The 12958-nt window shown below is 34.5% G+C and carries 9 protein-coding genes; 1 reads left to right on the top strand and 8 read right to left on the bottom strand.

The window, feature by feature from the left end:
• Window positions 1-158: 158 nt before the first annotated feature.
• The 5 genes from rho to AN960_RS07745 all read right to left on the bottom strand — a co-directional run bounded on the left by rho (window position 159) and on the right by AN960_RS07745 (window position 6094).
• A complete protein-coding gene (gene rho, locus AN960_RS07765; RefSeq protein WP_056469242.1) occupies window positions 159-1433 on the bottom strand; it encodes a transcription termination factor Rho in 1275 nt (424 codons plus the stop codon).
• Between the two features lie 355 nt (window positions 1434-1788).
• Complete coding sequence (glpX, locus tag AN960_RS07760; protein WP_056469239.1) at window positions 1789-2754, bottom strand: class II fructose-bisphosphatase; 966 nt, start codon at window positions 2752-2754, stop codon at window positions 1789-1791.
• 69 nt (window positions 2755-2823) lie between these two features.
• Window positions 2824-4122 (bottom strand): UDP-N-acetylglucosamine 1-carboxyvinyltransferase, encoded by a 1299-nt coding sequence (gene murA, locus AN960_RS07755; RefSeq protein ID WP_056469236.1) that lies wholly within the window; start codon window positions 4120-4122, stop codon window positions 2824-2826.
• A gap of 445 nt (window positions 4123-4567) precedes the next feature.
• A complete protein-coding gene (locus tag AN960_RS07750; RefSeq protein WP_056469233.1) occupies window positions 4568-5422 on the bottom strand; it encodes a class II fructose-bisphosphate aldolase in 855 nt (284 codons plus the stop codon).
• Window positions 5423-5716: 294 nt separating this feature from the next.
• Window positions 5717-6094, bottom strand: coding sequence for a response regulator (locus AN960_RS07745; RefSeq protein ID WP_025671030.1), 378 nt, complete (start codon window positions 6092-6094; stop codon window positions 5717-5719).
• A gap of 200 nt (window positions 6095-6294) precedes the next feature.
• On the opposite strand from AN960_RS07745, the gene AN960_RS07740 reads away from it, so the two are divergent.
• Complete coding sequence (locus AN960_RS07740; protein WP_056469230.1) at window positions 6295-6819, top strand: DUF2529 family protein; 525 nt, start codon at window positions 6295-6297, stop codon at window positions 6817-6819.
• A 71-nt stretch (window positions 6820-6890) separates the two neighbouring features.
• Here AN960_RS07740 and pyrG read toward each other — a convergent pair whose 3' ends face one another.
• The 3 genes from pyrG to icmF all read right to left on the bottom strand — a co-directional run bounded on the left by pyrG (window position 6891) and on the right by icmF (window position 12862).
• A complete protein-coding gene (gene pyrG / locus AN960_RS07735) occupies window positions 6891-8492 on the bottom strand; it encodes a CTP synthase (RefSeq protein WP_056469227.1) in 1602 nt (533 codons plus the stop codon).
• A gap of 313 nt (window positions 8493-8805) precedes the next feature.
• Window positions 8806-9354 carry a DNA-directed RNA polymerase subunit delta gene (gene rpoE, locus AN960_RS07730; protein WP_056469225.1) on the bottom strand — a complete coding sequence of 183 codons (549 nt, stop codon included), beginning with the start codon at window positions 9352-9354 and terminating at the stop codon, window positions 8806-8808.
• Window positions 9355-9622: 268 nt separating this feature from the next.
• A complete protein-coding gene (gene icmF, locus AN960_RS07725) occupies window positions 9623-12862 on the bottom strand; it encodes a fused isobutyryl-CoA mutase/GTPase IcmF (protein ID WP_056469223.1) in 3240 nt (1079 codons plus the stop codon).
• Window positions 12863-12958 lie beyond the last annotated feature (96 nt).

The following is a 12958-nucleotide window of genomic DNA, read 5'->3' as shown; positions in this document are numbered from 1 at the left end:
TCTTTCATCTCCTTCCGCCCTGAAATCCTTGAAATCAGAGTTATAAGAAACCATGTGTTTAACACATAATTTACATTTCACATACAAATGAAATTATAGCAACTAACCCGGGAGAATGCAACCCACTATTTCTCTTTCAGATTGCTTATATCTTCCAACTATTTATTAGAGACAGGCGTTTTTCTACTTTCTTCAGTCATCGTATTGAAGAAATCTTCATTTGTTTTCGTTTGACGAAGCATTCTGAAATAACGTTCAACAAAGTCTGGAATATCTGACATTGTTTTTCTCATTAACCATAGCTTGTCCAGATGATCTTTTGGTATTAATAAATCTTCTTTACGTGTTCCAGAACGACGAATGTCAATTGCTGGGAAGATACGACGTTCAGCTAATGAACGATCTAAGTGAAGCTCCATATTACCAGTACCTTTGAATTCTTCATAAATAACATCGTCCATACGTGAGCCAGTGTCGATTAGAGCTGTTGCTAAAATCGTTAAACTTCCACCTTCTTCGATATTACGTGCAGCACCGAAGAATCGTTTTGGTCTATGGAATGCAGCAGGATCAATACCACCTGATAACGTACGACCACTTGGTGGAATAACTAAATTATACGCACGAGCTAGCCTAGTAATACTATCCATTAAAATAATTACATCTTTCTTGTGCTCTACTAGTCTCATAGCGCGCTCTAATACTAATTCGGCAACCTTGATATGACTATCAGGAGTTTCATCGAAAGTCGAACTTACAACGTCTCCTTTTACAGAACGTTCAATGTCCGTTACCTCTTCTGGTCGCTCATCAATTAGCAATACAATTAGTTCAGCTTCTGGGTGATTTGTTGTGATGCTATTTGCAATTTCTTTTAATAACTCAGTCTTACCGGCTTTTGGAGGGGCAACAATTAAACCACGTTGACCAAATCCTACTGGGGCGATCATATCAATAATTCTTGTTGAAAACTTTGCAGGAGATGTTTCAAGCTTCATTTGTCTATTAGGATATAAAGCAGTTAATCCTGGGAAGTGAACTCGTTCTTTAGCATTCTCAGGATCATCTCCATTGACTGCTTCTACTTGAAGTAGACCAAAGTATCTTTCATTTTCCTTCGGTGGACGTACCTTTCCAGAAACCTTATCACCATTTCGCATATCAAAACGACGAATTTGAGATGCAGAAATATAAATATCTTCTGAACTAGGTGAATAATTAATTGGACGTAAGAATCCATATCCTTCTGAAGGGATAATTTCTAGTACACCTTCCATGAACATTAATCCGTCTTTTTCCGCTTGCGCTTTAAGGATTGCAAAAATAAGTTCTTTTTTCGATAATTTGCTGTAATACGAAATTTTCATTACCTTCGCGTGTTCATACAAATCTTTTAATTTCATATTTTCTAATGCAGAGATTGTTAAACTCATATAACACCACTCTTTACTTTTATTCGTTCAAATTAGGGTTTTCTTAATTCGGAAGGTTATTTAGAAGGTTTTTTGAAGGAAACTTACATAAAGTATTACTCTTTAGTGTAACCTTTTCCCCTAAAAATATTCTAAGTAATTAGAATTAATAGGTTTACTATCTATTGAGATTATAATTCGAAAGAGTTTTTTATGCCAACTATTTTTCGACTAAACTATTTAATGACTCTCCCCTTCGGTAAATAAAGGAAAGAGTCATTATTCTACTAAATTAATATCTAGATTTCGATTTCGATAACAAAGAATTTTGATTCATTATTAACGAACATCATAACCAAGTTTTTAAATGATTAAATTATTTAATAACTAGGTTTGGTTTTTTGTTTAGGCTGTGACGTCCATCTACAAAACGAACAGTTCCTGATTTAGCACGCATAACTAACGATTGCGTAGATCCTACATTCCCTTTGTATTGTACACCTTTTAGCAATTCTCCATCAGTTACACCAGTAGCAGCAAAAATTGCGTCGTCACCTTTAACTAAATCGTCCATATATAAAATACGGTTTGGATCTTCTATACCCATGCGTTTGCAACGTTCAATCTCTTCTTCATTTTGAGGTAATAATTTACCTTGAAGTTCTCCACCTAAGCATTTTAAAGCAACTGCAGCGATAACTCCTTCTGGCGCTCCACCGCTTCCAAATAAAATATCAACACCTGTATGATCAAAAGCTGTGTTAATTGCTCCCGCTACGTCACCATCGTTGATTAGTTTAATTCGAGCTCCTGCTGAGCGAATTTCTTCAATTAACTTCGCATGACGTTCTCTATTTAATACTGTTGCAACAACTTCATTAATATTTTTTCCTTTTGCTTTTGCTACAGCTGTTAAGTTTTCAAGAACAGATGCATTGATATCAACTTTACCAACCGCTTCAGGTCCAACTGCAAGTTTCTCCATGTACATATCAGGAGCATGTAATAAATTACCATGGTCAGCAATTGCAATAACTGCTAAAGCATTCCAACCACCAGATGCAACGATATTAGTACCTTCAAGTGGATCAACTGCTACGTCCACTCTTGGACCATATCCATTACCAAGTTTCTCACCGATATATAGCATTGGAGCCTCGTCCATTTCGCCTTCTCCAATTACAACTGTTCCCTTCATAGGAATCGTATCAAATACATCACGCATTGCTGTTGTAGCAGCATCATCTGCTTCATCCTTTTTACCTAAACCCATCCATTTTGCAGATGCTAGTGCTGCTGCCTCAGTAACACGAACTAACTCCATTGATAAACTTCTTTCCATTCAAAACTCCCCCTTTGATGTAAATGAAAACTATCTTTAATATGTTAATGAGTATATAGACACCCAATTTTACGCATTTTTTAATTGTTCAACTTCTTGCTTGGTTAGTTGAACACGCCATACATTTGCTCCTAATCCTAAAAGCTTTTCAACTAAATCCTCATATCCTCTGTCAACATGTTCTAAACCTGTTAGTTCTGTTTTACCTTCCGCAATTAGGCCTGCTATAACCAACGCTGCGCCAGCACGTAAATCACTTGCTTTTACACGACCGCCTTGTAACTGCGAAGGACCGGAAATAATAGCCGTACTACCTTCGACTTTAATGGTTGCACTCATTCTTCTAAGCTCATCAATATGCTTAAATCTTGCACCATAAATTGTATCAGTTATAACGGCTGTCCCATTTGCCTTCGTTAACAACACAGAAAACGGCTGTTGTAAGTCAGTCGGGAAACCTGGATAAACTAAAGTTTTAATATCTACTGATCTTAGTTCTTTATTTGATCCAGAAACGATAATTTGATCGTCATTCGTATCAATATCTATATTCATTTCTCTCATTTTCGCTATAAGTGATTCCAAATGGTGAGGAATAACATTATCAACAATAACCTTGTCCCCATCTTGCACAGTTGCAGCAGCTAATATTGTATATGTTCCTGCTTCAATGCGATCAGGGATAATTGTATGTGTGCAGCCAGATAGAGATTCTACTCCATCAATTCGAATTACATCAGTACCTGCACCTTTAATTTTAGCACCCATACTAGTTAATAAGGTAGCTACATCTACAATCTCAGGCTCTTTTGCAGCGTTTTCAATAACAGTTCTACCATTTGCTAAAACCGCTGCTAACATGATATTAATCGTTGCACCAACACTAACTACATCCAAGTATATACGTGCACCTTTTAGTTCTTCTGCCCTTAAATAGATTGCACCTTGCTCATTCGTTACTTTTGCACCTAATGCTTCAAAACCTTTTATATGTTGATCAATAGGTCTTGGTCCAAGATAACATCCCCCTGGTAAGCCTATAACCGCTTGCTTAAATCTACCTAACATTGCACCCATTAAATAATAAGACGCTCGCAATTTTTTTACCTTCCCACTTGGAAGTGGCATTGCAACCATATTTGTTGGATCAATCATTATTTTTTCATCAGATACTTCTACTTGACCACCTATTTCCTCTAAAAGGTCACAAAGTGTTTGAACATCTGAAATAGAAGGAACTCCTTCAAGTGTTACAGGTGAGCTTGCTAAAATAGTTGCTGGGATTAGAGCCACTGCACTATTTTTGGCACCGCTAACACGAATTGTCCCTTTTAAAGGTATACCGCCTTCTAATACAAGCTTTTCCATAGCATACTCCCTTCTAAATGAGCAGAAGAAAATAGTAGAGAAGTAAAGTATTTAATCTTCTCAACTGTCGAATAGTTTTTACCTATTTTCTCCAAAATTCTACTTCTCTAATCTTAGTTTATACGAGAGCTACAGTCTAATGTAAAGACTTTTGCTTTTGTTTGGTTAATTACAATATCATGAATTTTAATAAAAATTGAGATTGAGTAGAACCTTTAAATAAATTTTGATTAGTTAATTAAGTAGAATTAGATATTTGGTAATTTCTTAACTAGAACTAAACTAATTCTAATCATTATTATCTTATATCTTCAAGTCTAAATGAAAAAACATATAAATTTATTGCTAAAAAATGGATTTGTTAAACAAGAAAACCGTCTAAACATGATTTAGACGGCTTAATTTATTATAATATATCATATTTCAAGCTAAAAAACTTAAAATATTATGCTTTGTTGCTAGTACCGAACTCACGGATTTTGCCAGCTACTGTTGCGATAATTGCTTCGCGACCTGGTCCAAGAACTTTACGTGGGTCATATTGTTTTTCATCATTTGCAACAAATTCACGAACAGCTTTATTGAAAGCAATTTGGTTCTCAGTGTTTACGTTAATTTTTGCAGTTCCACGAGCGATTGCTTTTTGAATTTGTTCAGTTGGGATTCCAGTTCCACCGTGTAAAACTAATGGTACATTAGTTTCGTTACCGATTTGTTCCATTTCGTCGAAACCTAATTTTGGTTCACCTTTGTATGGTCCATGAACAGATCCTAAAGCTGGAGCTAAGCAATCAATGCCAGTACGCTCAACTAGGTCTTTACACTCTGCTGGGTTAGCATAAATAATATCTCCAACAACGTGATCTTCTTGTCCACCAACAGTTCCTAATTCAGCTTCAACAGATACACCATGAGAATGAGCGTAGTCTACTACTTTTTTAGTTGTTTCAACGTTTTGTTCAAATGGATCATGAGAAGCATCAATCATAACTGAAGTAAATCCAGCGTCAATTGCAGCTTTACATGCTTCAAAGCTTGAACCGTGATCAAGATGAATTGCTACAGGTACAGTAATTTTTAAATCAATTAATAAACCTTCTACCATTTTTACAACAGTGTTAAATCCACCCATGTATTTAGCTGCACCTTCAGAAACACCAAGAATTACAGGTGATTTTTCTTTTTCAGCTGCAGTAAGAATAGCAAAAGTCCACTCTAAGTTATTAATATTGTATTGACCAACAGCGTATTTACCTTCTTTTGCTTTATTAAGCATTTCAGTCATAGATACTAAAGGCATTTTAAGCCCTCCTTATATACTCTTTTATGAAAATTAATCTGCACCCATAATTTTACTAACAAGAATAGAATGCTACAAATCGTTCTTTATTATGTAAATTATTAGGTATTTATATCACAACATAAGAATACAAAAAATGAAATGAAAACACAACAAATATCATCAAATGTTCGTATTATCGTAACATTTTGGATAATTAAACGCAATTTCAACCGGATTTATTCGGTATTTCCGAAAACGCTTTCAATTTCAAGATAAAAATAAAAGCAGATGGTCCGCTACCCATCTGCTACTTTACTGCTGAGATTGTGGTTGTGAAGTATGCTCTCTAACAACCTTTTTAATTTCATCAATATCAAATGGTTTTGGAAAATATTGTAGTGCGCCTAATTTTTTAGCTTCTTCAATAATATCGAGTTCACCATAAGCCGTCATCAATATAACTTTAATATCTTTATTAATTTCTTTGATTCGTTTTAGAATCTCCACTCCGTCCATACCTGGTATTTTCATATCAAGAATAACTAAGTCGGGACAATCCTTCACTACAATATCAATAGCTTGAAAACCATTAGCTGCCTGAAATACCTCATAGCCTTCTTTTTTGAAAATTTCGTGTAAAAGCAAACGAATTCCGTACTGATCGTCTACTATAAGTAATTTACTTCCCAAAAATAGTACCACCTTTCTTAACCAGATAACGTTCTTAAAAAACACAAAATCCCCTAAATTTTTACATTCTACTTAAAAACCTTTTTTCCTGCATTAGTTTGAAAATTTTACAAAAAACTACTTTTTTAAATTTTTTTTGTATCTATCTAAATTACAGTATAATGGTTAGAACATACTTTTATAAGAGGGAGTATCATTTAATGTTAAAAATTTTTTCGACACAATTGAATGGCGTTTTTCAAAAAATAGTAAAGCAAGAGGAAGTATTTGAAGATGCTTCACGCTTCTTAGCACAGGCAGTTATTGGAGAAGGATGCGTTTATGTTCATGGTACAAAAGAATTTGCTGGTATTGTTTCAGAAATAACTGATGGCGCAGAACAAAACGACTCAATTAAACCTTTAATGATTAACGGTGAATTCCAGTCATTATCACCAGTAGATCGAGTGCTTTTATTTACAAGACAGACGGATGATCAAGAAGCTATTCTTCTTGCGAATAAACTATCAGAATCAAATATTGGATTAGTGATCGTCTCTACCATAATCAATGGAGAAGACCATTTATCAGAACTAGCTGATGTATTTATTAACTATGAATTAACAAGAAAGCTTGTTCCAACTGATGAGGGAGATCGAATCTGTTTACCTACCCTACTCACAGGATTATTCATTTATCATTGCCTACTACTTACAATGAGTGAAATCCTATCAGATTTTGACTGAAAAATAATTCTAAAATAACAAAAACACCCAACATGATTATAATAAAATCTGTTGGGTGTTTTTTTATTGCCTTAACCTCGATTTTGTAGTGATGCTCCTACAAAATCTCTGAATAATGGTTGTGGTCTATTTGGACGAGAAATAAACTCTGGGTGGAATTGAGAAGCTACAAACCAAGGGTGATTTGGCAACTCAATAATTTCTACTAAACGACCATCAGGGCTAGTACCTGAGAAGATAAATCCTTCTTGTTCCATTTGTTGACGGTATTCATTATTGAACTCATAACGATGACGGTGACGTTCGTAAACAACTTCTTCTCCGTAAGCTTCGTGTGCTTTTGAACCTTCAACTAATTTACATGGATATAAACCTAAACGTAATGTACCACCTAGATCTTCTACATCTTTTTGTTCTGGTAATAAATCGATAATTGGATAGTTAGTAGTAGGATCGATTTCAGCCGAGTGAGCACCTTTCAATCCTAAAACATTTCTAGCAAATTCAATTGAAGCAATTTGCATACCTAGACAAATTCCTAAGAATGGTACGTTATTTTCACGAGCAAATTGTGCAGTTAAGATTTTGCCTTCTATACCACGGTCTCCGAATCCACCTGGTACAAGAATTCCATCTACGTCACTTAAAAGTTCGTTTACATTAGCTGTTGTAACTTCTTCTGCATTAATCCATTTGATTTCAATTTCACTATCAAAAGCAAATCCTGCGTGCTTTAATGCTTCTGCTACTGAAATATAAGCATCTTGTAATTCTACATATTTACCAACTAGAGCGATTTTTGTTGATTTAGTTAGGTTTTTAACTTTATCTACTAAAGAAATCCACTCTGTCATATCTGCTTCATTTGTTTGAAGTTTTAAATGATTACATGCGATGCTATCTAATCCTTGAGCTTGTAAAGCTAATGGGATTTCGTAAAGAGTATCTGCGTCTACACATTCGATTACATCTTTCGCATCCACATCACAGAATTGAGCAATTTTATCTTTCATTTCTTGAGGTACAGATGTTTCTGAACGTAATACGATCACATTTGGTTGAATACCAATGCTACGAAGTTCTTTTACACTGTGCTGAGTTGGTTTTGTTTTTAACTCACCAGCTGCTTTAATATAAGGAACAAGCGTACAGTGAACATACATTACGTTGTCGCGGCCTACATCGCTTTTAATTTGACGAATAGCTTCCATAAATGGTAATGATTCGATATCACCAACAGTTCCACCGATTTCAGTGATAACAACATCCGCATTCGTTTCGCGACCCGCACGGAAAACTTTATCTTTAATCTCATTTGTAATATGTGGGATAACTTGTACAGTTCCTCCTAAGTAATCTCCACGACGTTCTTTTTGTAAAACTGTAGAATAAACTTTACCACTAGTTATATTGTTGAATTTAGTAACATTAATATCAACAAATCTTTCATAATGCCCTAAGTCTAAGTCTGTTTCTGCACCGTCATCTGTTACGAAAACTTCACCATGTTGATAAGGACTCATTGTTCCTGGGTCTAAGTTAATGTAAGGATCGAACTTTTGAATTGTTACATTTAATCCTCTGTTTTTTAGTAGTCGTCCTAAAGATGCTGCTACAATCCCTTTACCAAGAGAAGAAACTACGCCACCTGTTACAAAAATATACTTTGTCATAATTGAGCCCCTTTCATTTTTAGCATTCGTATTTTATTTTCCTTACAAGAAATTACAAAGCTAAACCTTTATAAAAAATTATTTAATAACATTTTGTATGCATGCTTTATTGTCATCCAAAATTGGGTTTTTTCATGCAAATTTTTAATATTTGAATCTAAATCAAACATTTCATTTATTGTTTTATTACATTAAGTATTTGTAAAAAAACAAAGACGCCCCCTATTTAAAATAGGGAGCGTCAAAATATATTTCGTTCTTTTTAAAGAGCCCAATAAGAATTCTACTCATTCAGTACTTAAAAGTCAAGAACTTATCGTTCTTCTTCCTCTTCAAATTCATCTAATTCTTCATCGTCTTCATCTTCTAGTTCTAAATCTTCATCATCAATTTCAATGTCTTCATCGTCTTCATCGATTTCTTCGTCATCAAACTCATCAGTTTCATCATCATCAACTAGATCTTCATCTATCTCGTCTAATTCAAGTTCTTCCTCTTCAAACTCATCTTCATCAGAATTGTCATAATCTTCGAACTCTTCATCTTCTTCAACCTGTTTACGTTTCTTCTTAGGTTTTGCAACAGGTAATACTTCTTCTTCAGCTTGATCATATGGATACCAAGCGCGTAATCCCCAACGATTTTCACCTAAACATACGAAACGTCCATCAATATTTAGTTCTGTATAAAATTGAGGAAGTTTTTCTAATAGTGCCTCTCTAGTTACACCTAAAACTGTTGCCATTTGGTCAACTAAATCATAAAAAGAAATAGGTTCCTTTGTTTCTGAAAAAAGTTCATATGCTAATTCAATAAGCGATAATTCTTTTAATTGCTCTTCCGAGTATTGCTTTAAACTCAAGGTAAGCACTCCTTTAAAAATAATATTTTCACCATAATTCAATAACATTATGTATAAATTTTACTAGTTAGTTATAAAATACATATCTTTCATTATAAACAAAACTAAGTTAAATATGCTAGCACCTTGTCTATATTTTTCAATATTAGATTAATTTTTCGCGAAAATAGTAAAATGAGCGTCTAAAAAGACGCCCATTCTATCTAGCTCCAGTCACATGCCCCTTTTGCTGTCTTAAAGCGGACAAGTGGCTTTTCGCAATTCTTTTTTACATATTTCTACGGTATTGTCCGCCTACTTCATATAATGCTTGAGTGATTTGCCCTAAACTAGCAACGCGAACAGTATTCATTAGCTCTTCGAATAGATTGCCATTTTGACGAGCAACTTGTTTTAATTGTTCTAGAGCGACTTGTGCTTCTGATTTATGTTTCACTTGGAATTGCTCTACATGATCAATTTGCGATTGTTTTTCTTCGTAGCTTGATCTAGCGATTTCCATTGTATTGATTGATTCCATTTGTTCGTTAGGATTGATGTAAGAATTTACCCCTATGATAGGAAGGTCACCATTATGTTTAAGTGTTTCATAATAAAGTGATTCTTCTTGAATTTTACCGCGTTGATATTGAAGCTCCATCGCACCTAATACGCCACCACGGTCACTGATTCTCTCAAACTCTTTTAATACTGCTTCTTCTACTAAGTCTGTTAACTGCTCAATGATAAATGATCCTTGGATTGGATTTTCATTTTTCGATAGACCATTTTCCTTTTGAATAATAAGCTGAATCGCCATTGCACGACGTACAGATTCCTCAGTAGGAGTTGTAACAGCCTCATCATATGCATTTGTATGAAGTGAGTTACAGTTATCATATAAAGCCAGTAATGCTTGTAACGTTGTACGTATATCATTAAATGCCATCTCTTGAGCATGTAATGAGCGACCTGATGTTTGAACATGGTATTTAAGTTTTTGGCTACGTTCAGATGCACCATATTTTTCTTTCATCGTAACAGCCCAAATTCTTCTCGCTACACGTCCTATTACTGAGTACTCTGCATCAAGTCCATTACTAAAGAAGAACGATAAATTATGTGCAAAATCATCAATTTTCATGCCTCGACTTAAATAATATTCAACGTAAGTGAATCCATTTGATAAAGTGAATGCAAGTTGTGAAATTGGATTTGCTCCAGCTTCAGCAATATGGTATCCAGAAATAGAAACTGAATAATAATTACGAACACTATTATCAATGAAATACTGTTGAATATCGCCCATCATTTTTAAAGCGAATTCTGTTGAGAAAATACATGTATTTTGCCCTTGATCCTCTTTTAAAATATCAGCTTGAACAGTACCACGAACTTTTTGTAAAGTTACTCTCTTGATTTCAGTGAATTCTTCAACTGTTAAAATTCGGCCTAATTCTTTTTCTTTTAATTTAACTTGTTGATGGATAGCAGTGTTTAAGAACATAGCTAAAATAATTGGTGCTGGACCATTAATTGTCATAGAAACAGATGTTGATGGACTACATAAATCAAAACCATTATAAAGCTCAATCATATTATCTAAAGTACATACATTTACACCACTCTCACCAATTTTCCCAAAAATATCAGGACGAATTGCTGGGTCTTCTCCGTATAGAGTTACTGAATCAAATGCTGTACTTAAACGTTTAGCTGGGTCATTCTCACATAGATAGTGGAATCGTTTATTTGTTCTGCTTGGAGGTCCCTCACCAGCAAATTGTCTCTTCGGATCTTCATCTTGGCGCTTGAATGGGAAAACTCCAGCTGTAAATGGGAAATATCCTGGCACGTTTTCTTTCGCTACCCATCTTAATAAATCTCCATAATCTCGATAAGTAGGTACAGATACTTTCGGTATTTTTGTGCCCGATAAAGTTGTAGTTGTTAACTCAACTTTAATTTCTTTATCTCTAATTTTTTGAATTAATTGATCTTGTGAATATGCTTCTTTAATTAATTTAAAATGATTTAGAGCTTGTTTTGTAGAAGGAGCAAGAGATTCTTCAAATTTATTTTTCAAATCTACTAATGTAGGTTTTGCATCTTCAATATTTTGTGACTCTATTTCAGACAGTGTTCCTTCAATTTGATAAAGCTTTGAAGCTTTTGCTGCCTCAAGTTCAGTGTTTTCGTGATAGTTTCTTATAGTTTCTGCAATTTCTCTTAAATAAAAACGACGATTACTTGGAATAATGACATGTTGTTTCTCAACATTACCCGGCTTAATATATGTCGTATTCCATTCATTAGCAGTGTGTTTTTCAATTGATTTTGTTAAAGCTAAAAATAAATTATTTGTACCTGCATCGTTGAACTGGCTAGCTATTGTTCCGTATACAGGCATTGTAGCTATATCATCATGGAAAAGATGGCGACTACGTTGATATTGTTTTTGAACAAGACGTAATGCATCTTCTGAGCCTTGACGTTCAAATTTATTAATTGCAATCAAATCTGCAAAGTCAATCATATCAATCTTTTCTAATTGAGAAGGTGCTCCAAATTCACTTGTCATAACATACAGATGAATATCACTGTACTGTGTAATTGCAGCATCACCTTGACCTATACCACTTGTCTCAACAAAAATAACATCAAAATCAGCTGTTTTTAAGATTGAAATAGTATCCTCTAATGCATTTGAGATTTCAGATTGACTATCTCGAGTAGCTAAACTTCTCATATATACATTTGGATGGTGAATTGAATTCATACGAATACGATCACCTAATAATGCCCCACCTGTTTTACGTTTTGTTGGATCAATTGAAACAATACCGATAGTTTTTTCTGGAAACTCTTGAATAAAACGGCGCACTAGCTCATCTGTTAATGAACTCTTACCAGCTCCACCAGTACCAGTCATACCAATTACTACACTTTTACTAGTTTCTGATTTGTCTAATGTTGCAGCCATCTCTAAGCTTGAATCTAGAGAACCTTTATTTTCAGCTAGAGTAATAAATCTAGCAATTTCTTTATGATTTGTAGCAGATAGTTTTTGAACGTTTTCTAAGTCCTTCAAAGGCGGAAGAAAATCTGTGCTTTGTAACATATGATTGATCATTCCTTGAAGTCCCATTATACGGCCATCTTCAGGTGAATAGATTTTAGTGATTCCGTATCCTTCTAGCTCCTCTTGCTCTTTAGGCAAAATTACGCCACCACCGCCACCAAATAACTTGATGTGGGATGCGCCTCTTTCTTGAAGCAAATCGTACATATATTTAAAGTACTCCATATGTCCACCTTGGTAGGAAGAAATTGAAATACCTTGTACATCCTCTTGAATTGCTGCGTTAATAATTTCTTCAACAGAGCGGTTATGGCCTAAGTGAACAACTTCAACACCATTTTCTTGCAATAATCTTCTAATCATATTGATTGACACGTCATGGCCATCAAATAAGCTTGATGCAGTTACGAAACGAATCTTGTGCTTAGCTTGATACTTTTCTACCATACTAATCATCCCCCGAAATTATAATTACCTTTTTTTGTAAAAGAAAACTTGGTAAAGGGCAATCAATATTCCTTGTACCAAGTGATCCTAATCATT

This window comes from Bacillus sp. FJAT-25509, assembly GCF_001420605.1.
Lineage (GTDB): Bacteria > Bacillota > Bacilli > Bacillales > Bacillaceae_G > Gottfriedia.
Note: the sequence above shows the minus strand (reverse complement) of the source record. Positions and strands in the feature narration are given on the sequence as shown.

Coding starts and splice junctions, on each gene's coding strand:
- rho (WP_056469242.1), bottom strand. CDS start 1,433: ATGAGTTTAACAATCTCTGCATTAGAAAATATGAAATTAAAAGATTTG.
- glpX (WP_056469239.1), bottom strand. CDS start 2,754: ATGGAAAGAAGTTTATCAATGGAGTTAGTTCGTGTTACTGAGGCAGCA.
- murA (WP_056469236.1), bottom strand. CDS start 4,122: ATGGAAAAGCTTGTATTAGAAGGCGGTATACCTTTAAAAGGGACAATT.
- AN960_RS07750 (WP_056469233.1), bottom strand. CDS start 5,422: ATGCCTTTAGTATCTATGACTGAAATGCTTAATAAAGCAAAAGAAGGT.
- AN960_RS07740 (WP_056469230.1), top strand. CDS start 6,295: ATGTTAAAAATTTTTTCGACACAATTGAATGGCGTTTTTCAAAAAATA.
- pyrG (WP_056469227.1), bottom strand. CDS start 8,492: ATGACAAAGTATATTTTTGTAACAGGTGGCGTAGTTTCTTCTCTTGGT.
- icmF (WP_056469223.1), bottom strand. CDS start 12,862: ATGGTAGAAAAGTATCAAGCTAAGCACAAGATTCGTTTCGTAACTGCA.